The sequence below is a fragment of the Pantoea sp. EKM10T genome (assembly GCF_011800685.1).
Classification (GTDB): Bacteria; Pseudomonadota; Gammaproteobacteria; order Enterobacterales; family Enterobacteriaceae; genus Pantoea; species Pantoea agglomerans.
Genome location: NZ_JAALEU010000001.1, coordinates 96,328 through 118,727, shown reverse-complemented (window position 1 = coordinate 118,727; position 22,400 = coordinate 96,328). Strand labels below are relative to the sequence as shown.

Annotated in this window: 25 protein-coding genes and 1 pseudogene; 14 read left to right on the top strand and 12 right to left on the bottom strand. The window is 53.3% G+C overall.

All coding sequences use genetic code 11. From position 1 onward, the window contains the following. Window positions 1-4: 4 nt before the first annotated feature. From pspC to pspA, 3 genes are read right to left on the bottom strand one after another with little or no spacing between them, the layout of a single operon-like run. Window positions 5-355, bottom strand: a complete 351-nt coding sequence (gene pspC, locus HFD95_RS00580) for an envelope stress response membrane protein PspC (RefSeq protein ID WP_010244595.1) — start codon at window positions 353-355, stop codon at window positions 5-7. Next, the gene (pspB, locus tag HFD95_RS00575; RefSeq protein ID WP_010670226.1) at window positions 352-579 is read right to left on the bottom strand and encodes an envelope stress response membrane protein PspB; all 228 of its coding nucleotides are present in this window, start codon (window positions 577-579) and stop codon (window positions 352-354) included. The genes pspC and pspB overlap by 4 nt, the downstream gene beginning before the upstream one ends. A gap of 35 nt (window positions 580-614) precedes the next feature. After that, window positions 615-1,280, bottom strand: coding sequence for a phage shock protein PspA (gene pspA / locus HFD95_RS00570; protein WP_052271819.1), 666 nt, complete (start codon window positions 1,278-1,280; stop codon window positions 615-617). A gap of 164 nt (window positions 1,281-1,444) precedes the next feature. Here pspA and pspF point away from each other — a divergent pair, with 164 nt between their 5' ends. Then, the gene (gene pspF / locus HFD95_RS00565) at window positions 1,445-2,446 is read left to right on the top strand and encodes a phage shock protein operon transcriptional activator (protein ID WP_010670227.1); all 1,002 of its coding nucleotides are present in this window, start codon (window positions 1,445-1,447) and stop codon (window positions 2,444-2,446) included. Between the two features lie 92 nt (window positions 2,447-2,538). Here pspF and HFD95_RS00560 read toward each other — a convergent pair whose 3' ends face one another. After that, window positions 2,539-3,774, bottom strand: a complete 1,236-nt coding sequence (locus HFD95_RS00560) for an MFS transporter (RefSeq protein WP_167429698.1) — start codon at window positions 3,772-3,774, stop codon at window positions 2,539-2,541. Between the two features lie 424 nt (window positions 3,775-4,198). Between HFD95_RS00560 and HFD95_RS00555 the strand changes: the two genes are divergently transcribed. The 3 genes from HFD95_RS00555 to HFD95_RS00545 are packed head-to-tail and all read left to right on the top strand — an operon-like array spanning window position 4,199 to window position 5,510. Beyond that, complete coding sequence (locus HFD95_RS00555) at window positions 4,199-4,684, top strand: Hcp family type VI secretion system effector (protein ID WP_033757795.1); 486 nt, start codon at window positions 4,199-4,201, stop codon at window positions 4,682-4,684. 3 nt (window positions 4,685-4,687) lie between these two features. Then, a complete protein-coding gene (locus HFD95_RS00550; RefSeq protein WP_072101287.1) occupies window positions 4,688-5,104 on the top strand; it encodes a polymorphic toxin type 44 domain-containing protein in 417 nt (138 codons plus the stop codon). Further along, window positions 5,082-5,510, top strand: a complete 429-nt coding sequence (locus HFD95_RS00545) for a hypothetical protein (protein WP_033757796.1) — start codon at window positions 5,082-5,084, stop codon at window positions 5,508-5,510. Before HFD95_RS00550 ends, HFD95_RS00545 begins: the two co-directional genes overlap by 23 nt. On the opposite strand, the gene HFD95_RS00540 is transcribed toward HFD95_RS00545, so the two are convergent. After that, window positions 5,471-5,674 carry a hypothetical protein gene (locus tag HFD95_RS00540; RefSeq protein WP_072014594.1) on the bottom strand — a complete coding sequence of 68 codons (204 nt, stop codon included), beginning with the start codon at window positions 5,672-5,674 and terminating at the stop codon, window positions 5,471-5,473. The two genes, HFD95_RS00545 and HFD95_RS00540, sit on opposite strands and share 40 nt — an antisense overlap. Before the next feature lie 171 nt (window positions 5,675-5,845). Here HFD95_RS00540 and sapA point away from each other — a divergent pair, with 171 nt between their 5' ends. From sapA to HFD95_RS00520, 4 genes are all read left to right on the top strand, one after another. Then, window positions 5,846-7,468: an ABC transporter substrate-binding protein SapA gene (gene sapA / locus HFD95_RS00535; RefSeq protein ID WP_031292936.1), complete on the top strand. Its 1,623-nt coding sequence runs from the start codon at window positions 5,846-5,848 to the stop codon at window positions 7,466-7,468. Continuing rightward, window positions 7,469-8,434 (top strand): putrescine export ABC transporter permease SapB, encoded by a 966-nt coding sequence (sapB, locus tag HFD95_RS00530; protein ID WP_010244573.1) that lies wholly within the window; start codon window positions 7,469-7,471, stop codon window positions 8,432-8,434. It abuts the gene before it with no gap. A gap of 151 nt (window positions 8,435-8,585) precedes the next feature. Beyond that, entirely contained in the window at window positions 8,586-8,792 is a 207-nt protein-coding gene (locus tag HFD95_RS00525) for a hypothetical protein (RefSeq protein WP_010244571.1), read from the top strand. 295 nt (window positions 8,793-9,087) lie between these two features. Then, the gene (locus HFD95_RS00520; RefSeq protein ID WP_167429697.1) at window positions 9,088-9,978 is read left to right on the top strand and encodes a hypothetical protein; all 891 of its coding nucleotides are present in this window, start codon (window positions 9,088-9,090) and stop codon (window positions 9,976-9,978) included. Between the two features lie 205 nt (window positions 9,979-10,183). Here the strand turns inward: HFD95_RS00520 and HFD95_RS00515 are convergent, their stop codons facing one another. Together HFD95_RS00515 and HFD95_RS00510 are read right to left on the bottom strand one after the other, a co-directional pair. Next, a complete protein-coding gene (locus HFD95_RS00515; RefSeq protein WP_064691356.1) occupies window positions 10,184-10,594 on the bottom strand; it encodes a helix-turn-helix domain-containing protein in 411 nt (136 codons plus the stop codon). 304 nt (window positions 10,595-10,898) lie between these two features. Then, on the bottom strand, window positions 10,899-11,054 hold the full coding sequence (locus tag HFD95_RS00510) for a hypothetical protein (protein ID WP_167429696.1): 156 nt from the start codon (window positions 11,052-11,054) through the stop codon (window positions 10,899-10,901). Window positions 11,055-11,177: 123 nt separating this feature from the next. Between HFD95_RS00510 and HFD95_RS00505 the strand changes: the two genes are divergently transcribed. Beyond that, on the top strand, window positions 11,178-11,381 hold the full coding sequence (locus HFD95_RS00505) for a hypothetical protein (protein ID WP_010244562.1): 204 nt from the start codon (window positions 11,178-11,180) through the stop codon (window positions 11,379-11,381). Window positions 11,382-11,449: 68 nt separating this feature from the next. Here HFD95_RS00505 and HFD95_RS00500 read toward each other — a convergent pair. After that, window positions 11,450-11,739: pseudogene (locus HFD95_RS00500) on the bottom strand (Arm DNA-binding domain-containing protein); the annotation flags it as partial. 173 nt (window positions 11,740-11,912) lie between these two features. Between HFD95_RS00500 and sapC the strand changes: the two are divergent. The 5 genes from sapC to HFD95_RS00475 all read left to right on the top strand — a co-directional run bounded on the left by sapC (window position 11,913) and on the right by HFD95_RS00475 (window position 16,863). Next, on the top strand, window positions 11,913-12,803 hold the full coding sequence (gene sapC, locus HFD95_RS00495; protein ID WP_010670235.1) for a putrescine export ABC transporter permease SapC: 891 nt from the start codon (window positions 11,913-11,915) through the stop codon (window positions 12,801-12,803). After that, a complete protein-coding gene (gene sapD, locus HFD95_RS00490; protein ID WP_010244553.1) occupies window positions 12,804-13,799 on the top strand; it encodes a putrescine export ABC transporter ATP-binding protein SapD in 996 nt (331 codons plus the stop codon). Window position 13,800: 1 nt separating this feature from the next. Next, on the top strand, window positions 13,801-14,604 hold the full coding sequence (gene sapF / locus HFD95_RS00485; protein WP_010244550.1) for a putrescine export ABC transporter ATP-binding protein SapF: 804 nt from the start codon (window positions 13,801-13,803) through the stop codon (window positions 14,602-14,604). A gap of 141 nt (window positions 14,605-14,745) precedes the next feature. Continuing rightward, window positions 14,746-15,534, top strand: coding sequence for an enoyl-ACP reductase FabI (fabI, locus tag HFD95_RS00480; RefSeq protein WP_010244547.1), 789 nt, complete (start codon window positions 14,746-14,748; stop codon window positions 15,532-15,534). Window positions 15,535-15,750: 216 nt separating this feature from the next. After that, on the top strand, window positions 15,751-16,863 hold the full coding sequence (locus tag HFD95_RS00475) for an oxidoreductase (RefSeq protein WP_167429695.1): 1,113 nt from the start codon (window positions 15,751-15,753) through the stop codon (window positions 16,861-16,863). A gap of 5 nt (window positions 16,864-16,868) precedes the next feature. Here the strand turns inward: HFD95_RS00475 and HFD95_RS00470 are convergent, their stop codons facing one another. From HFD95_RS00470 to HFD95_RS00455, 4 genes are all read right to left on the bottom strand, one after another. Then, window positions 16,869-17,765: a LysR family transcriptional regulator gene (locus tag HFD95_RS00470; protein ID WP_029519092.1), complete on the bottom strand. Its 897-nt coding sequence runs from the start codon at window positions 17,763-17,765 to the stop codon at window positions 16,869-16,871. 191 nt (window positions 17,766-17,956) lie between these two features. Further along, entirely contained in the window at window positions 17,957-18,688 is a 732-nt protein-coding gene (locus tag HFD95_RS00465) for a YoaK family protein (protein ID WP_010670239.1), read from the bottom strand. A gap of 144 nt (window positions 18,689-18,832) precedes the next feature. Next, window positions 18,833-20,377: a methyl-accepting chemotaxis protein gene (locus HFD95_RS00460; RefSeq protein ID WP_167429694.1), complete on the bottom strand. Its 1,545-nt coding sequence runs from the start codon at window positions 20,375-20,377 to the stop codon at window positions 18,833-18,835. A gap of 186 nt (window positions 20,378-20,563) precedes the next feature. Continuing rightward, window positions 20,564-22,150: a PTS transporter subunit EIIC gene (locus tag HFD95_RS00455; RefSeq protein ID WP_124890008.1), complete on the bottom strand. Its 1,587-nt coding sequence runs from the start codon at window positions 22,148-22,150 to the stop codon at window positions 20,564-20,566. Window positions 22,151-22,400 lie beyond the last annotated feature (250 nt).

Below are 22,400 nucleotides of genomic sequence, written 5' to 3'. Positions count from 1 at the left end.
AGAATCAAATCTGGCGGAAGCGGCTGCGCACGCTGAAGGTTTCAGACGTCACATAGCGTTCCAGGTCGCGCACGCTGCGCTCATCCCGTTGCAGGGTGCTCTCCAGCTGATCCAGCAGTTCACTGGCACTGGGCTGGCGCTCAGTCTGGGAGGCAGAGGCGGGTTTGACATCCAGCACAAAACCCAGCACAAAGTAGGCGATCACCGTAAAGAGAAACAGGCCAAAGAACAGTGATAACACCACGATGACACGCAGCAGACGAACCGGAATATCGAGATACTCTGCCAGGCCTGCGCAGACACCCATAAATTTCCCTTCGTCTGGCTTGCGCCACAACTTGCGTCCTTTAATCATGGCTGCCTCCAGTTTGGATGTTCGGCGTCCAGAATCGCTTCCAGCGCGTCAATACGTTCGCGCATCCGCTGCGCGTCCTGGGTCACGCGCTGCAGGCGCTGGATTTCGTTTTGCGACAGTTCCGAACCGCCGTTGCGTTTGTTGTTGTAATGCAGCCATAACCAGATCGGTGCGACAAACAACACGAAGATCGTTAACGGTATGGCGAAAAAAAGTGCGCTCATTGACTCTCCTTAATCACTTATCGCAACGTCGATGATTACTCACTGCGGTTCATTTTGGCTTTCAGCGCATTAAGCTGCTCGCTGATTTCATCGTCCGCTTTCAGGTCAGTAAACTCCTGGTTCAGCGTCTTTGGTTTACCAAAACCGTGGCTTTCTGCTTCCGCTTCCATATGGTCGATGCGACGTTCAAAAGATTCAAACCGTGCCATTGCTTCATCGATCTTACCGCTGTCCAGCTGACGACGAACATCGCGTGATGAAGAGGCCGCCTGATGACGCAGCGTCAACGCCTGCTGGCGGGCACGTGTCTCACTCAGTTTTTTCTCCAGCTCGCTGATTTCGCCTTTCATGCGCTCCAGCGTCTCTTCAACATGACCCACTTCCTGTTTCAGGGAGGCGATAAGATCGGTGAGTTTCTGTTTTTCAATCAGCGCTGATCGGGCCAGATCATCTTTATCTTTGCGCAGCGCCAGCTCCGCTTTTTCCTGCCACTCAGCCTGCTGAATCTCCGCCTGCTCAATACGGCGTGACAACTGTTTCTTTTCAGCCAGTGCGCGTGCAGAGGTGGAGCGCACTTCAACTAAGGTGTCTTCCATTTCCTGAATCATCAGCCGGACCAGTTTCTGCGGATCTTCCGCACGCTCCAGCAGGGAATTAATGTTGGCATTAACGATGTCGGCGAAACGAGAAAAAATACCCATAATGATGTTCCTCTTTTAATGTTTTAAAACGTGAAGTCCTGCTGAGTTAATACAAAATGCGTGCCAATTTTATAATTTATTGATTTTTATCATATTTTAAATTTTACAGCCCTTCCCGCTTGTTTTAAGATAGTCAAAATGATTAAGGGGTGGCGAAATTCATCATGACAGGCACTAGCGATAATCTCCTGGGGGAGTCGAACAATTTTCTTGAGGTGCTGGAGCAGGTATCCAAACTGGCTCCCCTTGAGAAACCGGTACTGGTGATTGGCGAGCGTGGAACGGGCAAAGAGCTGATTGCCAGCCGACTGCACTATCTCTCTGACCGCTGGCAGGGGCCATTTATCTCGCTGAACTGTGCCGCGCTGAATGAAAATCTGCTCGATTCTGAACTGTTTGGTCATGAGGCTGGCGCCTTTACTGGCGCGCAGAAGCGACATCTTGGCCGTTTTGAACGTGCTGACGGCGGCACGCTGTTTCTGGATGAGCTGGCAACGGCACCGATGCTGGTTCAGGAAAAGCTGCTCAGGGTAATTGAATATGGACAGCTGGAGCGGGTCGGCGGCAATCACTCCCTGCAGGTAAATGTGCGACTGGTCTGTGCGACAAACGAAGACCTGCCCGCGCTGGCGGCGGCGGGAAAATTCCGCGCCGATTTGCTGGATCGTCTGGCCTTTGATGTGGTGCAGTTACCGCCACTGCGCGAACGACGCAGCGATATACTGGTGATGGCCGATCATTTCGCTATCCAGATGTGTCGCGAGCTCGGCCTGTTACTTTTTCCCGGCTTTACCCCACGGGCACAGCAGGCTCTGCTTGATTACCACTGGCCCGGCAACGTTCGCGAACTTAAAAACGTGGTGGAGCGCTCGGTCTATCGTCATAACAGCAGCGAGCAGCCGCTGGATAATGTGATTATCAACCCGTTTGCTTCACGCCCTGAACCGATTGCTGTCATCCGGACCAGTCAGGAGGCGGATAGCAGCGCGCTGCCTGCCCTGCCGCTGGATCTGCGTCAATGGCAGAATCAGCAGGAGCGGGATCTGGTGGAAGCCAGCCTGCAACAGGCACGTTATAACCAACGCCGTGCGGCTGGCTTATTAGGCGTCACCTATCATCAGTTGCGCGCAATGATGAAGAAGCACGATATAAAAGCAGAGAGTTAATTAACGCCGCCCCAACCTATGATTTTTCTCTGCTTTGTGAATTAACAACCCGGTATAAACCGGGCTGTTTTTCACGTTGAGCCACCTATCCATTATGTGTTGTGCGACTTAGTCCCCATTTTTTCAGGTTGCCTGATGGCAGGAACCAGACCGACGCCAGCGGTAGCCATCACCACGGCCAGCGCTGACATCAGCAATACAGCACTCATACCAAAGTGTGTTGCCAGCGGCCCCGCGACCAGTTGTCCAAAGGGAATGGCGATAAAGGAACCCATCGCATCATAAGCGTACACGCGAGCCAGCTTATCCGGTGGGATATGAGTCTGTAATGAGTGCGCCCAGGTTACGCCGAACAGGCCCAATGACATGCCAGCAATGAAGAACCCTACTATCAGCAGTGCTGCTGACGCATTCTGGCTCAGCATAAATATTGGGAGTGCGTAAAGACCTGCCAGCATCGCGCCAATAAAGAGATCACGACGTGGATGCCATTTCATAGCCAGAAATGAACCTGCAATTAAACCCGCGCTATGGGCGGCTACAATAATTCCCCATCGCGCCCGTCCGAAAGAGGCGTCGGCAATCATCGGGCCAAGTACCACCACAATGCCATTAAAAGCGACGTTGATAATGGCGAACTGAAGGACTATCGACCAAATCCAGCTTCGTCCGGCGAACTCTGCCCAGCCTTCTTTGATATCGCGCAGGATATTGCCTTGCGAAGCCGCGGCTTTACTCGATTTCACACGAATCAGGAAATAGAGCGGCGCGGAAACGGCAAAACCCATCGCATCAATTGCCAGCCCCCAGCCCGGCCCGACAGCGCTGGTGATAATTCCCCCCAGCGATGCCCCCATTACCGTACCGCCATAAATACCCAGCTGAATTAACGCGTTAGCCTGACGCAAATCCGTTGCAGGAACTACCTGCGGAACCAGCGCAGACGATGCAGGCAGTGCGATGCCTGCCGCCGCACCATTCAGGGCACCCAGCAAAGTCAGGCTAATGACAGTTGCTGAGCCATCGAGTACAGACCAGGCGACGATAGCCTGAGAAACAGCGGCAACTACTGCCGATGAAACTAATACCCGACTGCGTGAGTAGCGATCGGCGACAACACCGCCCACCAGCAGGAAAAGCACATTACACAGTGAACGGGACGCAACCACTATCCCTAAATCAGAAGCAGACCCGCCAATATCCAGTACCGCAAAAGCCAGCGCAATGGGTGCAATCCCATTGCCCAGCACGGTGAACAGGCGTCCAAAAAAGAGATAGCGAAAGGATGTATGCTGAAAAGCCTGAACGTTTTTTTGGAATTTATTCATTGCCAGGAAGTGGGTGACCAGAAGATGAGCTTATAGTACCTGCGTTTTTGTAAAAGTTAAGCGCGATATTACACTTTCCAGCGTCAGATACATCGAATGCATGCGGATATAAACACAATCTATAATTCAAGGGATTACATGATTTACTCTTCTGAGTTTGAATCTTAACTAAATTAATGATACCAACACCCATTAATAGTTGAAGCGGCTTTTTAATCAGATTTACAGCAATTAATTGAATAATCAATTTCGCATTACATAACCATGGTGTGGAAAGACCCCAGCCATTACATATGAAATTATTAAATATTGATCTTTATCATTATGCCTTCGATTTTTTTAATATGCACTTGAGGTTTATGCGAAGCCAGCATTAACTACCCTCCAAAAGGAATATAACTTAACCCATTAAAGGATTTTTAATATGGCTATTCCAGCATATCTTTGGCTGAAAGATGATGGTGGTGCGAGCATCAATGGTTCAGTAGATGTTAAAGACCGAGAGGGAAGTATTGAAGTTACGGGTTTTTCTCATAACTTAAGACTGCCGACTGATTCTATGACAGGCAAGCCCACAGGGACAAGAAAACATGCACCCATCATCGTTCAAAAAGAATTCGATTCATCTTCGCCCTACCTTTATAAAGCAGTGGCAACTGGACAAACATTAAGGTCAGCCGAGTTCAGATGGTACAATATCAACTACGCAGGTCAGGAAGAAGAATACTTCAACATACTACTTGAAAATGTCAGAATTGTCGGTATTTCGCCTATTATGCATGACACTAAAGACCCTGAAAAAGAAAAACATAATCATCTTGAATGCGTTGAGTTTGCTTACGAGAAAATAACCTGGAAGCATTGTGATGGTAACATTATTTTTTCAGATAGCTGGAATGAAAAGGCATAAATCATGAGATATCCTGCCTTAGCGGCATCTCCCTCTCCTCCTTATGATATTCTATCATTTACTCCAGCTGGAGTTTCGTTGATAAACAATATGATGGTTGCACGTTTTCACAGGGGACCCTCAGCCCTGACATATGTCTGGTTTTATAACCAGGTTAAAGGACATGGCCCATGGGATTATAAATTTCAACATGGGAGCCAATATGAACATTTTGGTAATTTTCATTATGGTGCTGTGGGGCATGCCGCTGGAATAAAAGACGCTGTTCTTCTTCGCGCAGCCGGTTGGGCGCAAAACCGGGCCGGAACCCGCAGAGAGGAATTTGATGTCTGGTATGGCGCAGCGCCTTTTGGAGATGACCCTGACGATCAATACTGGATAAGAGCAGGGATAGATTATGCAAAACGTTCCGGTTTTTAAAAAGCGCACGCTGGTTCTGATGCTGATGCTGATGACTATTGTCTTTGCAGGCTGGCGACTTTCGCAGATATCACCGCTTGAACAGTCGATCATCAGGAAAGTTAACGTCAGCAGCCGGATTAACCTTTACATCACCGAAGCCAGTGCGGGTGCCACAACTGCCTTCTCATACCGTTTTTATCTTTATGATGCATCCCGAAGCGATGAATCTTTTAAAGAAAGTCTGAACGACGACCTAAAGCCTTTCCTGATCACCTCAGATGGTGACGTCTTTCCTCGGGTTCGTGATAAGGCGGTATATTTGACGATAAACGGCGAGATTTTCGCTTTCCACAATTTGCCTGGTATTCGCATCAACGAGGAGCCCTATTCCGTCCCGGTCTTCCTCACCGCTTCACCACTTTGATCCCCTTTGCTTGCAATCCCTTCCCCGTCCAGGCAGACATGCCACTCTGCAAAAGCCAAAAAAAAGCCCGCCAACAGGCGGGCAACGATACTGGAAGCAATGTGAGCAATGTCGTGCTCTTCTTCGGCAGAGCTACCGTCGAAGCGCAGATGAATAATAATCATTCTTATTATCATCTGTAAACAAGTTATTGAGAATTTTTCTCATTACCACACCTTCTGTACGCTCTTTTTACCGCCGCGATGATGAAAATCAGTCTGGCAGCGGTTGCAGGTTTTGGGACAATGCCCGCTTTGCGATACACTCTGTTTAATGCCTCAAAATCGTTGAGTTCTATGTCAAAACTAATATGTTCGCTGTTGCTAAGCCTCAGCGTGTTGAGTGCCCCTGCGTGGTCAGCGCCTGCGGGTGATATCCGCCAGACCGGCTTCGTCTATTGCGTCAGCGGCACGCTGAACACCTTTAATCCGCAGATGGCCAGCAGCGGGCTGACTGTCGATACGCTGGCGGCACAACTCTATGACCGCCTGCTGGATGTCGATCCTTACACCTATCGTCTCAAGCCCGATCTGGCGTCCAGCTGGGAAGTGCGCGATAACGGCGCAACGTATCGCTTTCATCTGCGCAGCGGCGTGCAGTTTCAGCAGACGAATCAGTTCCGCCCCACCCGGGCGCTGAACGCCGACGATGTCGTGTTCAGCTTCGCCCGGATGTTTGACCGCAATCACCCCTGGCACAACGTCAATGGCGGCAACTATCCCTACTTTGACAGTCTGCAATTTTCAGACTCCGTGCAGAGCGTGAAGAAAATCGATAACAGGACGGTTGAGTTCAGGTTAAACAGCCCGGATGCGTCGTTCCTGTGGCACATGGCGACCCACTATGCGCCGGTGCTGTCGAAAGAGTATGCCGACCAGCTCACCGCGCAGGGCCGGCAGGAAGAGATGGACAGACAACCGGTTGGCACCGGTCCTTATCAGCTCAGCGAATACCGTACCGGTCAGTACATCCGCCTGGCGCGCAATCCTCACTACTGGAAAGGGGTGCCGCGTCTGCAACAGGCGGTGATCGATCTTGGCTCAGGCGGCACTGGTCGGCTTTCCAAGCTTCTGACCGGTGAATGTGACGTGCTTGCCTATCCCGCGGCCAGCCAGCTCACCATCCTGCGCGATGACCCACGCCTGCGGATGACGCTGCGTCCCGGTATGAACATCGCCTATCTGGCCTTTAATACCCGCAAGCCGCCGCTCGACCGCCCTGAGGTGCGTCACGCGCTGGCGCTGGCGATCAACAATGAGCGGTTGATGGAGTCAATCTATTACGGCACTGCCGAAACCGCCGCCTCGATATTACCTCGCGCCTCGTGGGCATATGATAATGATGCGCGCATCACCAGCTATGATCCGGAGAAATCCCGTGCCGCACTGGCGGCTCTGGGCATCAGCGATCTGCATCTGCGGCTGGTGGTGCCTGCCGCGTCGCAGTCGTGGAATCCCAGCCCGCTGAAAACCGCCGAATTGTTGCAGGCGGATCTGGCGCAGGTTGGCGTCCGGCTGACCATTGTGCCGGTAGAGGGGCGTTTTCAGGAGGCGCAGCTGATGGCGATGAATCATGATCTGACACTGTCAGGCTGGGCCACCGACAGTAACGATCCAGACAGTTTCTTCCGGCCGCTGCTCAGTTGTGCGGCGATTCGCTCGCAGACCAATTACGCGCACTGGTGCTCGCCGGCCTTTGACGAAACGCTGCAGAATGCGCTGTTATCACAACAACTCTCTGGCCGCATCGACAGTTATGACAAAGCGCAGCAGATTCTGGCGCAGGAGTTGCCGGTGCTGCCGCTGGCATCCTCTCTGCGGCTGCAGGCGTTTCGTCATGATATTAAAGGGCTGGTCCTGAGTCCGTTTGGCAACGCCTCGTTTGCCGGGGTTTATCGTGAAAGCGATAAGGAAAAGTAAGTGATTATCTATATTTTGCGGCGCCTGCTGCTACTGATCATTACCCTGTTTCTGCTGTCGCTGGTGAGCTTCAGCCTGAGCTACTTTACGCCTGACGCACCGCTGGAAGGCGCGGCGCTCTCGGACGCCTGGTGGTTCTGGTTTAAAGGGATGCTGCAGTTTGATTTCGGCGTCTCCAGCACCAACGGTCAGGAGATTGGCCTGCAACTGCGTGAGGTTTTCCCGGCCACCATGGAGTTGTGCATCCTGGCGTTTCTGTTCGCGCTGCTGGTCGGGATCCCGCTGGGGATCTGTGCCGGCGTGATGCGCAATAAATGGCAGGACAAAACCATCAGTGCGCTGGCGCTGATCGGCTTTTCTGCGCCAATTTTCTGGCTGGCGCTGCTGCTGACGCTGTTCTTCTCGCTGACGCTGGGCTGGCTGCCGGTGTCCGGTCGTCACGACCTGCTCTATCCGGTGCAGAGTGTCACGGGCTTTGCGCTGATTGATGCCTGGATGAGTCCTTCGCCCTGGCGACATGAGATGATAATCAGCGTCCTGAACCACCTGATTTTACCGGTGCTGGTGCTGGCGATGGCGCCGACGACGGAAGTGATCCGCCTGCTACGCAACAGCACCAGCGACGTGATGGACAAAAATTATGTCAAAGCGGCGGCCACGCGGGGTCTTTCGCCGTTTACCGTGATCCGCCGCCACGTGCTGCACAATGCGCTGCCGCCGGTTATCCCGCGTCTGGGTCTGCAATTTTCTACCATGCTGACGCTGGCGATGATCACCGAGATGGTCTTTAACTGGCCGGGTCTGGGCCGCTGGTTGATCAACGCGATTCGCCAGCAGGATTACGCGGCGATCTCCGCTGGCGTGATGGTGATTGGCGGGCTGGTGATTCTGGTCAATGTGATTTCTGACGTGATTGGTGCGGCCATGAATCCGCTGAAACATAAGGAATGGTATGCGCTGCGCTAACGCTCAGGGCGCTAAGGCAAACATAGAATAAACATATGAATTTTGTCGTTCAGAAGTCGTGCTGCAAGCAGGCATTGATGTACACGAATATTGTTCCTGCAGAAACCGATTTAAGTTCGAAGCGTAATAATTAATGAGGAGATGAACATTTATGGATGAAGTTGATCTGGCACAGGAGCGTGAAGAAGCGCATCTCGCTGCCTCTCTGGCAGCTCGTAAGGCCAAACTTAAAAGCCCAAACGGCTTATGCATCTGGTGCAAAGATGAGCCCGTAGTGGCTGAAACTGCTTTCTGTTCAAGCGAGTGTGATGAGGATTATCATAAGCATCGCCGGGAGCAGAGCCAGCGGATTGTTTGAAAGAGAATGAAGTCACCCGGTCAGGCTATTACGCGGGTGACTCAGATAAACTTGATATAAATGTCAGGCAGCCCTCACAAATATAAAGCAATAAAACGACATCGCTTGATAGATTCTTGATATTTCCTTGCCTTTACGTTGATAAAAAAAATACATAATGCCCTGATTAAAATGTCACAGCAGAGACCATCTGTCCGGAGTTAGTGACAGGAAAAAATAGCATAGGGTGGCTGACATTCAGGAGCCATCTTTTTAACTCGATTTATCAGAACAACTATCAGGTTTAACATTTTATATGAGCCACTTCAAAAGAATGCTTTACGGCTGGGAAAAATCCGACACTGGCATTTATGAGCACTGTTTTAACCGTTTTGGCGGGAGTGTTAATATGCATCCTGACGTGATCAGGTTTTTCTCATCTCGCACAGGTCATGAGGCAACGTATTTTCATAAAGTAAAGCAAGGTGGCTATATTGCCGCATATGCCCTGCTGGATCATTCGCGGATAGGTGTCGATCAATGGAAAAAATTCCCGCTATCTTATGATGAGATCATGGTGCCGGCGGCTAAAAATGCCTCGATGCTTTTCCCTGAAAAAACCAATAAAATGTCACATTTCAACAAGCACAACTTCATAAATTTTAACTTTTCTTTTGCCCGAAAAAATAAAGTGTGCTTTGTAAAAGAGAGCTATTCAGTTAAAACAGAAAAGAATCGCCGCAACGAATACAACCGGTTCACACGTGCGGGTGGCCGCTGCTGTGATATGAATCAATTCAGCCCTGAAGAGCTGGCAGACTATTATATCTTCCTTTTTAAATCCCGTTTCTCTGACAGCATAACCTGTTATTCCAGAGAGAACCTGATCACGCTTATTATTGCCATGAAAAGGATGCTCTTCGGCTATATTCTTTTTGTTGGGAACGAGCCATGCGCGATGGATCTGCTCTTCATGGCTGAGAGTGAACGCATTATCTATTTTGATGTGCCAAACGGCGGCGTTAACATGAAATATTCGGACCTTAGCCCGGGTAGTTTGCTTATGTGGAAAAACATTGGTGCGGCACGGGACTACTGTAAGCAGACGGGCAAGGAGATGAGGCTTTCAATCGGTTCACTTGATAAAGAATGGACGTATAAGCTTCGCTGGGCGGATGCGCACTCCACGGGGAAAACAATTTTTTAATCTTTCTTAGGAATCAGGCTTATTTTCTGCAACAAAGCGGCTGAAAATTAGCAAAACACCGCGCGTTCCTGAATTGCCAGGCACCAATGAAGGGTGTTTAAAGATAAAACGTTTAATCTCAGGGCCGATTTTAATTTTTTATGCATCGCGGTCCTTCCCCGCCGTCCTGTAGATAATAATTTGCTGCGGATGCAATCAGGTAAACCTACGGCATTACGTAAGCTATTAACCTCTGCCTGAAAATGGTGTCATCGCTGGGGAAGCAGAGAGAGTTCTTATCTGATTTTTTTGCAGCATCAGTGATTCGCCAGATGCCGGGAGGCATACCAAAATGTCGTGAGAAGGCGCGAGTGAACGTTTGCTGTGAGTCGTAGTTGAACTGATCAGCTACCTCTGCAATAGTGGCTTCAGTAAACCTTAAACTCAGCGAGGCCGCCTGCATTCTGGTGTTATTAATATATTTCCCGAGGCTGACTCCGCAATGCTTTGTGAACATTCTGTTAAGGTGCCATTTTGAATATCCACTTTTTTTAGCCACTTTATCCAGGCTTATTTTTTCATCCGCATGATCATCAATCCATTCTGTTAATGCATTAAAGAAGTTTTTATCTGTCATGCCATCCCCCTTTTGCGTTTTTTGCGGTCTCTTTTAATTCAAATCCATTGTCACACAAAATTTAATTCTATATTGATCGTTTGCAATTCCCTTGTCTAAGCTCCTTTCATTTTATTCTCGCCACCGATTTATCTCCTTTAGTAAAGAGTTCACTCTCAGGACGCGACTATCCCCTAAAGTCATCAATGAACAATCAGGAAATGATGAAGAATCTGTCAATGTTGCACAAAAAGTGATCTCTGTTGAGGCGAACGTCTTAGGTGTTGGATTATCCGTCTTCCGTGGAAGATTTACGGTGTATTACTCATGCAGCATCATGAACGATTTCCTGTGCGGGTTCCGGCAGGGTTTCAGTAGTGAGCCATTCGCGTAGCGCGTCTGCACCTGAAACCGCCAGGCGGGCATGCTTCCACAGCGGTCTGAACACCGGGACACCTGAAGCCAGCCGGTAATCGCGCATAATATCGGCATGAAGTAATCCACTGAGATGCCTGATATTTTCAGGATAGGCTAAAATTCTTTATGTAAGCGTCAGCAACAAACCTCGCGGTAACGACGCGGTTTATCAGAAAGAGGACGAAAAATGAAATTCGCTGTAATTTTTGAAGATACCGGCGTTGAAGAGGAACATGAGTTTGACACCAAACCTGTGGCCGGAGATTTAGTAACGTTAACGCGCGATGGGATAGGTAAAGATTATATCGTGATCATTGAGCCGGATCCTGACCACACCCATGACGATGGGCCTGACGGACACCCGACAAAGGCCAGGGTCCGGCCAGCGTAGCCTCCGCTAAGATCTAATCCGCCGCCCAACAGGGCGGTTTTTATTGCCTGTTATCCGGAGGTGAATATAACTTTTTTCAGGCTGTTCAGGATGATATGCCGACGCGGATCATAACCCTTTGCAATCCAGAGCCGAAATTGCTGACGCCGTTTCCTTGCCTGTAACAGGGATATCGACGGATAATCCCCTGTAGACAGCTGACGGGTTAACCCTCCCAGCGATAACGGTAGAAAAATGTCACGCCGCCTCGAATGGAGAGCCTGACATTCAGTCCGGACGAGTTGAAGATAACCTCTGCTTTGTCGCGGCGCTTACCCAGCGCTTTCCTGAGCTTAGTGTCTGTCTGCAATGTGTACATCTTCTTTGCTTCTTTGCGTCTACGCAGAGGCGTACACAAAACACATAAATTAACGCTACTCAGAGTCAGCCATGATAAAGAAACATAAAGCATGTCCTCAGGATAACCCTCTGATATGAGTAATTTTTATAAAGAAATGTTGTCCGAACTCAAGCACAATAAAGTGAAAGCGTATGCCCTCCGATAATATTTACGCCGAAAAACGCCTGCCCAGCGCGTTTCGTCAGAGCTGGCACCATTTCTATGGCAACCCGATTTCGATGGTCGGGCTGTATGGCTTTGGCGCACTGCTGCTGCTCTGTCTGTTTGGCGGGCTGATAGCGCCATACGATATCGATCAGCAGTTCCTGGGTTATCAGTTGCTGCCGCCATCCTGGTCACATTATGGCGATGTTTCCTTCTTTCTCGGCACCGACGATCTGGGTCGGGATGTGCTGAGCCGCCTGCTGAGCGGTGCGGGCCCGACGGTGGGTTCGGCGATTCTGGTGACGCTGTTCGCCACGCTCGGCGCGCTGGTGCTGGGCGTACTGGCGGGCATGACGCATGGCATACGCTCGGCGGTGATGAACCACGTGCTGGACACCCTGCTCTCTATTCCGTCGCTGTTACTGGCGATTATCGTGGTGGCGTTTCTCGGACCGCGACTCGAGCATGCATTGCTGGCGGTCTGGCTGGCGCTGATTCCACGTCTGGTGCGCGAGATTTACAGTGCCGTGCATGATGAGCTGGAAAAAGAGTATGTGGTGGCGGCACGTCTTGACGGTGCCAGAGGCCGCAACATCCTGCGCTACGCCATTTTGCCTAACATTTTACCGTTGCTGATCACCGAAATTACCCGCGCGCTGTCGATGGCGATTCTGGATATAGCCGCACTCGGATTTCTCGATCTGGGCGCGCAGCTGCCTTCGCCCGAATGGGGAGCGATGCTGGGTGATTCGCTGGAGCTGATCTACGTCGCCCCCTGGACCGTTATGCTGCCGGGTGTGGCACTGATGGTCAGCGTATTAATTGTTAACCTGCTCGGTGACGGCATCCGTCGCGCCGTCGAAGCGGGAGTGGAATAAATGCCGTTACTCGATATCCGTAATCTGACCATTGAATTTATGACCGCTGACGGACCGGTCAAAGCGGTCGATCGCGTCAATCTGACGCTGGGCGAAGGTGAAATCCGTGGCCTGGTCGGTGAGTCCGGCTCCGGTAAGAGTCTGGTTGCCAAGGCGATCTGCGGCGTAACTAACGATAACTGGCGTGTCACCGCCGATCGCATGGTATTTGATGATGTCGACCTGCTGCGCCTGTCGTCGCGCGAGCGCCGCCGCATTATCGGACATAACGTCTCGATGATTTTTCAGGAGCCGCAATCCTGTCTGGATCCCTCTGAAAGCATCGGTCGTCAGCTGATGCAGGTGATCCCGCGCTGGACGTATAAAGGTCCGTGGCTGAAACGCTTCTGGTTCTGGCGCAAAACCCGCGCCATCGAACTGCTGCATCGCGTCGGCATTAAAGATCACAAAGATATCATGCGCAGCTTCCCCTATGAGCTGACCGAAGGCGAATGCCAGAAAGTCATGATCGCGATTGCGCTGGCTAATCAGCCGCGTCTGCTGATTGCCGATGAGCCGACGAATGCCATGGAACCCACTACGCAGGCGCAGATTTTCCGCCTGCTGAGCCGTCTGAACCAGAACAACAACACCACCATTCTGCTGATCAGTCATGACCTGCGCACCATGAGCCAGTGGGCGGACCGTATCAACGTGATGTACTGTGGTCAGACGGTAGAAACCGCCCAGAGCGAAGATTTAATGAGTACGCCGCACCATCCTTATACTCAGGCACTGATTCGGGCGATGCCCGATTTTGGACGATCCCTGCCGCACAAAAGCCGTCTCAATACCCTGTCAGGGGCGATCCCGTCGCTGGAGAGCCTGCCGATTGGCTGTCGTCTGGGGCCACGTTGCCCTTATGCGCAGCGCAAATGTATTGAAACGCCACGGCTCACCGGCAGCAAAACGCATCTTTATGCCTGTCATTTCCCGCTGAATATGGAGGGCCAGTAGCATGGAGACCCTGCTGGAAGTGCGCAACCTGAGTAAAACCTTTCGCTATCGCACGGGCCTGTTCCGCCGTCAGCACGTTGAGGCGGTGAAGTCAGTCAGTTTTACCCTACGCGAGAGGCAGACGCTGGCGATAATCGGCGAAAATGGCTCCGGCAAGTCCACGCTGGCGAAGATGCTCAGCGGTATGGTCGCCCCTACCGAAGGTGAGATTCTGATAGACGATCATCCGCTGACATTCGGCGATTATGGCTATCGCAGTCAGCGCATCCGCATGATTTTCCAGGATCCCTCAACCTCCCTGAATCCGCGTCAGCGTATCAGCCAGATTCTGGAGTTCCCGCTGCGGCTCAATACCGATCTCAGCGCGGAGGATCGAGAGAAACGCATTATCGCTACCCTGCGTCAGGTGGGATTACTGCGCGATCACGCCGGCTATTATCCGCACATGCTGGCACCCGGTCAGAAGCAGCGTCTGGGGCTGGCCCGCGCGTTGATTTTGCAACCCAAAGTGATTGTGGCCGATGAAGCGCTGGCCTCACTGGATATGACCATGCGTTCCCAGCTGGTGAATCTGATGCTGGAACTGCAGGAGAAGCATGGTATCGCATACATTTATGTTACCCAGCATCTGGGGATGATGAAGCACATCAGCGATAAGGTGCTGGTAATGCATCAGGGCGAAGTGGTCGAGCGCGGCGGCACCGCTGATGTACTGGCCTCCCCGCTGCACGATCTGACCCGACGACTGATCAGCAGCCACTTTGGCGAAGCATTGAGTGCCGAAGCCTGGCGGCGAGAGCGTTGATTTTTGCTGCATATAGCGGAAATTGCGGGCCGATTTACCTGATTTATGAGAGACGTGCTAGAATCCGCACGTCGATTAACGTCGGTCGCTTACTTTTTAACCATGCGGCCGCCAACTACAATGACCATAAGGATTACAGCTATGGGTTTTCTTTCCGGTAAGCGCATTCTGATTACTGGCGTTGCCAGTAAACTTTCCATCGCCTACGGTATTGCACAGGCGATGCACAAACAGGGCGCAGAACTGGCTTTCACCTACCAGAACGACAAATTAAAAGGTCGTGTGGAAGAGTTTGCCAAAGATTTGGGTTCAGACATCGTGCTGCCATGTGACGTAGCCGAAGATGAGAGCATCAAATCTCTGTTCACTGAACTGGCAAAAACCTGGCCGAAATTTGACGGTTTCGTTCACTCTATCGGTTTCGCCCCTGGCGAGCAGCTGGTTGGCGACTACGTGAACGCCGTTACCCGCGAAGGCTTTAAAATCGCGCATGACATCAGTGCTTACAGCTTCGTCGCGATGGCCAAAGAGTGCCGCGAGATGCTGAATCCACACTCTGCGCTGCTGACCCTCTCTTACCTGGGTGCTGAGCGCGCGATCCCGAACTACAACGTGATGGGTCTGGCGAAAGCGTCGCTGGAAGCCAACGTGCGCTACATGGCAAACGCCATGGGCCCGGAAGGCGTGCGTGTTAACGCCGTTTCTGCCGGTCCAATCCGCACCCTGGCAGCATCAGGCATCAAAGATTTCCGTAAGATGCTGGCACACTGCGAAGCGGTCACCCCGATTCGCCGTACTGTCACCATCGAAGATGTCGGCAACTCAGCAGCATTCCTCTGCTCTGACCTGGCTGGCGGCATCACCGGTGAAGTGGTACACGTTGATGGCGGCTTCAGCATCGCCGCAATGAACGAACTGGAACTTAAATAAGTTCTGCAAGGGCGAGCCTGGCTCGCCCTTCACTTTCTCCCGCCTCGCCCTTCCTGCCTGATTTCGCTGCCGTTATACCGTAACGCTATTAATTATCACCGATCAATCTTTTGCCCCGGACTGGCCATCAGCGACGATAAGCCTGCCCTTCGGTTTATGCACATTTTCAGATTCTGCCGCCTGCATACCGAACCCGAATTTGCAAAAGGATTGATCATGGAACAACGCCGCTATCCGGGCCATAACCACTGGTTTTACGAGAGCCAGACCAGTCCACGTACCTCACAGGCCGCACCGCTGGTGCCCGAGGCCGCCCATATCGATGACCGTTTTTTGCTGGGATGTTACGCCGATGACAACGTGGTGCAGTCACTGCTGCGCACCAATCAGCCCGCCCTGCTGGCGGCGCGCGATCTGGCACAGCTGCTGTTCCCCGACCGTGTCGTCACCACGCTTACGCACACCTTAACGCTTTACGATCGCCTCAGCACGGCGCTGACGGTGGCGCAGGTGGCGGGTGTACAGCGGCTGTGTAATCACTACTCTGCCCGCCTCAATCCGTTGCCCGGGCCCGACTCCTCACGTGAAAGTAATAATCGCCTCACCCAGATTACGCAATATGCACGCCAGCTGGCGATGCAGCCTGAGCTGATCAGCGCCAGCGCAATCACTGCCCTGGATGCGGTCGGCCTGACAGAGCCCGATATTGTGACGCTGAATCAGGTGATCGGCTTTGTCAGTTATCAGGCGCGGGTGGTCGCCGGTTTACAGGCGCTGCAGGCCCAGCCGGTACGCTGGCTGCCCGGCAGCACTGCACCACCGGATGCTGAGGCCGCAGGTTTTGATCAGCCTGCCCGCTGGCAGCCCGTGCTGAAACCGCTGGAGTTGCGGTATGCCAGTGCTGAGCAGCTCGCTGCCATTACCCGCTGTCAGTCGCTGCCGGGAATGCAGGACGCGGTATGGCTGCTGGCACACGATCCCTCAGTCCTCTATGGCTGGGCGCAACTGCGTCAGCATCTCACTCAGGACAATACTCTGGCAGAAGCGACGGCCGCCCGTATTCTGGGCAGTCGCTGGGCGTTCCGGCTGCTGGCCGGAAATGAGATCTTAATTGAGGGCGTGGATGACGAGGGAGCAAAAGACCAGGAGCAGCAGATTATTGCGCTGGCGGCGCAGCTGACCCGTTCGCCAGAGCGTTTCAGCGCGGCCCATCTGCAGCCGCTAATGGAGGCGGGCTGGGAGGCTGATGCGCTATTCGCGCTGATACAAAGTGTCGCCATAGGCAACTGGAACAGCCGCCTGTTTTACGCCCTGGGCGAATCGCAGTAACCGCGTTAAACCGGCAGCAGACCGCGCGCTTCGTCGAAAAAGTGCTGTGCCAGCGGTGTAGCACGGCCAGGCTCAGCGATGACCAGCGCCGCCTGGCGCGCCATCGGCGGCAGCGTGATGGCGCGCTGCTGCAGCCCCTGGAGTGACGCGGACAGCAGATGACCGACCGGCGACACCAGCAGCCCCAGGCCGACCTGCGCGCACTGCATCAGCTGCATGACAGAGGCGCTCTCGACGATCACCCGGGGTACCAGCGCCGCCTCGCGAAAAGCCATATCAAGATAACGCCGGAAATAACGCGTCGGCTCCGCCAGGCAGAGCGGCTGTTGTGCCACTTCATCAAGCGTCAGCGCGGTTTCCCCCACCAGCTCAGGGAAATGGTCGGGATGGAATATGGCTTCAACGCCCCGATCTGCCAGCATCTCGGTCTGAAAATGGAGTTCACGCAGTGTTGCCATCTCGAAAAAACCGATCCCGACATCCACGGTGTGGCTGTTGAGCGCTTCCAGCAACTGGTCAGCACTGAGTACCGCAATGCGATAGTCGAGCTGAGGATAACGCGCCTGCACCGCTTTCAGCAGCAGCGGCAGTGCCATACTGCACTGCGGCACCACGCCAACCCGCAGCGTACCGTTTACCCCATGCTTCAGCGATTCCACTTCCAGCTTCAGCCCCTGATAGACCGAAACGATTTCCCGCGCCCATGCCAGCACACGGTCGCCCTCTGGGGTAAATCCGGCAAAGTTATTGCTGCGGTTAATCAGCGGCAGGCCCAGCTCGCGCTCAAGATTTTTCAGGCGCATAGAGAGGGTTGGCTGTGTAACAAAACTGGCTTCCGCGGCCCGCCCGAAATGGCGTTCACGTTCCAGGTTACACAAGTAAATGAGTTGTTTAATGTCGATGTTAATTATCCATCAGCAGGTTGAAGGCTGTTCGCATTACTGTCTCGTTCGCAGGATCAACCAGAGTATAAGGCTGAATGTTACCCCGCGCAGGCTCGGATGTTTTAACCGCACGGTTCATTTGCACAGGCGGATCGATGAAATCAACACTACGCGCCGCCCTGGTTTACGCATCAGTGAGGGTAGCGCACTTAAATCATCGCGCCCTGTTGTTTTGCTGGCTTAGTAAAGATGGCATTCAGCGCCAGACAGATTAACCCGAACCCTACTGGCAGCAGGAAATCGTAGCTAAGCAGCCGGTAAAGCCCGATTCCGGCTATCCCTCCTGCAAGGAAAGAAAGCAGGGTCAGACAGTGCAGTCGCAGCCGGCTCAGATAGAGCGGTGCCTCTTTCGGTGACGCTGTGCGCCGCAGCACCTCAAACAGCATTGCCAGCTCAATCCCGATATCGGTCGCCGTGCCGGAGATATGGGTAGTGCGAACGCGGGCATTGGAGATACGCGTCACCACCGCATTCTGCAATCCCATTAAAAAGCTCAGGCTCATAATTAACACCACACCGGGCGACTGCGGCGGAAAGTGATTTTCAATCACCCCCAGTGCAATCAGCGCGCTGCCCTCAATCAGGATGACAAAGGCATAGATGGTGCGGATATTTCTGCGGTGCCCGGCATTAATGATCAGCGTTGAAAACATGGAACCCGCAATAAACAGAAGAACGATCGACAGAAAAAACAGGCCAGGCCCCAGATTCGCTTTTGCCAGGTGATCGGACAGCAGCGAGACATTCCCGGTCATGTTGGCTGAAAAAAAACCGACGATCTCAAAGGCTGCGGTATTCAGTGCGCCTGCGGCAGCGGCAAGCGTACAGGCCAGTCGGGTATCCGCGCTGTTGCTGCGGGCACTTTCCGTGCTGATTAGCATGACCACCCCATATTTACTGGAAAGCCTTATAATCCGCCGATTAGCCCTGCGCCACAAGGCACTGAATCAAACTCTCCCTTCTCTGCCGCACATTGCTCAGCATCAGGACTCCGCGCTGCATAAACTCAGCGCGGAGCCCCCTGATTAGCTGTTTGCCAGACGGAAGGTGGAGACCGACTGCGTCAGATACTGCACCTGCTCTTCCAGCGAGGCAGATGCTGCGGCAGACTCCTGCACCAGCGCCGAGTTCTGCTGTGTAACGCTGTCCATCTCGGTAACCGCCTGCTCAATCTGACCGATACCGCGACTCTGTTCATCAGAAGCGGTTGAGATGTGCTCCATCAGCAGATTCACGCGGCTGACAGAGGAGATAATGGCGCTCATCGCCTCACCGGTCCGGCTGACCTGATCGGAACCGGCATGAATGATCGAGACAGATTCCGCAATCAGCCCCTCAATCTCTTTGGCTGCGGTGGCGCTGCGCTGGGCCAGATTACGGACTTCCCCTGCCACCACCGCAAAACCGCGGCCCTGCTCACCTGCCCTGGCGGCTTCGACTGCCGCGTTCAGTGCTAGAATATTGGTCTGGAAGGCGATGCTGTCGATCACGGTGGTGATCTCCTCGATCTTCTTCGAGCTGGCATTAATCAGCGCCATCGATGTCACCACTTCCTGCGAGACCTTTTCACCGCTTTCCGCGTTTTTCACCGCTTCACTGGTCAGACGGCAGGCTTCAAAGACGTTTTCGGTGTTCTGTTTCACGGTTGCGCCCAGCTGCTCCATGCTGGCAGCGGTTTCCGTCAGCGCGGCAGCCTGCTGTTCGGTTCGCGAGGCGAGATCGATGTTACCCGCCGCAATCTCCTGAGAGGCGGTGGAGACTGAGCGGGTTGAATCGCGCACCTGGAGAATAATGGCGGTCAGCGCGCTGCGCATCTGCTCCAGCGAGCCCATCAGCAACTGAATTTCACTGCGCGAACCGGCTTTGACCGGCACCGTGGTATCCAGGACGCCCGCCGCAATCAGCTTGCAGTGTTCCTGCGCATCATTGATCGGCGAAAGCACATAGCGCTTCATGAAGATGTAAATGGCGACGATGATGGCGAAAAACAGCACCCCAAACAGCCCCAGCAGGGTAATGCCGGAGGTGAAGTGACTCTGTGCATCGCTGTTAAGCTTTTTGGCATAGGTTTCATGCTGGGCCAGCACCCGGTCCAGAATGATTTCATACTGACGGTCAAGGCGAACCACGGTGGCGATCTGATTTTTAAAGCGCACCTGATCGTGCGCCTCTGCCGCCTCAATCAACGGCTGTAAACCCTGCTGACGATAGGTCTGATAAGCCTGGTTATAAGCGTCGGCTTCCGCCTCTTCGCCCGGCAGACGCGGCGCGTTCATATAGGCCTGAAATGCAGCATCCGCTTTGCCGGCCACGGTCCGAACGCTGTCCAGCGTGGCGGGATTGTTTGCGTCACTGCCCTCAATCTCCTTCATGTACTCCATCAGACGCACACGCAGCGTGCGGCTGTGGTTGATGGGGTCAATCACCGAGAGCACCACACGGATCTCTTTGTTAACCGCATTCAGCGAGTGATTGCTCTGGATCAGCAGCCAGGTGCTGATTGCCACGCTGGTGAGAAACAGCGCCAGCAGGAAGGAGAAGATGATCAGGGAGGATTTTTTTAACGACATCGCGGTGTTCCGAAAAGTAAGAGGATTAGTCGCTATATCGGCAGAAAGGTACGGCCCATTAGGGCTGGGCTTTTTTTAGTTACAATAAGCGGGACGGCAGCGGGCGGAGCGCTCCGGCGAACAGGCGCTAACCGCCCACGGGCGTCGGGCGGTTAGCGTTGTGACGAAGAGTGAAACAGGCTGCCGTTAAGCGACGCCCAGTGCCATTTTTACCTCGTTGGCGATCTTCTCGACCTGCGGGCCGTAGATCACCTGAATGTCGTGCTCGCTGACGCGATTGACCCCATTGGCACCGGTGCTCATCAGCGTCTGATCGACCACCTGATTCATCTCTTTGACCCGCACGCGCAGCCGGGTAAAGCAGCAATCGACATCCTCGATATTGGCCTGCCCGCCCAGCCCGCTGATAATGACCTGAGTCCGTTCATCCGCGGCGACCTGTTGCGGTTTCTCATCCTCCGATTCACGGCCCGGCGTTTCAACATTCATCCGGGTAATCACCAGCCGGAAAGCGTAGTAGTAGATCGGCGCATAGATCACACCCAGCGCCAGCGTCCACCACCAGTGGGTTTTTGCCCCACCCAGCATGCCGAACACCACCAGGTCGATAACACCGCCCTGCACGTTGCCAATCATCAGATGCAGCATCGACATCAGCATAAACGACAGGCCGGTCAGGAAAGCGTGCAGCAGATAGAGCACCGGCGAGACAAAGATAAAGCAGAACTCCAGCGGTTCGGTGATGCCGGTGGTGAAGGAGGTCAGCGCCCCCGCCATGACCAGTGCTTTCACCCGCTGTTTATGCTCGGGTCGGGCGGTGTGATAGATCGCCAGCGCCGCGGCGGGCAGGCCGAACATCATCACCGGAATCTTGCCCTGCGCCAGAAACTGCGTGGCGGTGCGCAGCGTCTCATCGGGGATCGATCCCGGATGAGTCAGTGACGCGTTGAAGATGTTCAGTGCACCAACCACGGTCTGGCCATCGACCACCGCCATGCCGCCAATAGGCGTGAAACGCACGGTTTCGTTAAGGATGTGATGCAGGCCGGTGGGGATCAGGATGCGCTCAAAGGCCCCCAGCAGAAAAGCGCCATACTGCCCGCTTTTGCCAATCATCTGTCCAATCCAGGCGATACCGTCGCCAATGGTCGGCCAGATCAGCGCCAGCAATACTCCAATCAGTGGCAGACAGATCACGGTCACAATCGGCACAAAACGCCGTCCGCCAAAGAAGCTGATCGCGGTAGGCAATTGCTGGGTATAAAAGCGATTGTGCAGCGCCACCGTTACCAGTCCGGCAATCACCCCGCCCAGTACGCTCATGTTGTAGGTAAAGACGCCCAGCATGTTGATATATTCCGCCGAGGTCATCATGGCGGTGGTCTGATCCATCCCCGCCTGCTGCAGGGCTGCAGGTGTGGTGGTGGCGGCGGTGATCCCCTTGGCCGCCAGCGTCGCGCTGATACCAACGTTCATCACGATATAGCCAATCACCGCGGCAAAGGCGGCGGTAGGTTTTTCCGCTTTCGCCAGTCCGATGGCACTCGCTACCGCAAAGAAGACCGGCAGATTAGCGAATAGCGCTCCGGCAACCTTGCGAATAAAGCCGATAATTAACTGCGGCACCTGCATCTGCGCAAAGGCATCGCCGGTGACCGCCGGGTTCTGCATGGCCGCCGCCAGCCCAAGGAAGATACCTGCGGCAGCGATGACCGAGATTGGCATCATCAACGCTTTGCCAAATGCATGAATCTGGCTGGTCAGCTGTTTCATGGAGTCGTGCCCTCTCTGATTGTGAACAGCAAGTATTAGCCTGTTGTCGGGAGAACTCCCGTTATCAGCAGGTTAAAGGCGGGTAAAATCTGACCAGCATCACATTTCTGGCTTATGCACGATAAACGCCAGCTATCGCACCATTAAGTCAATCAATTAGACAAGGTATGAGGATAGCTGCAGACTTCCTTTCACCATCAGGATATAACCTGATAACAAACACCAAACATTAATTCCTACTATAAAAAGC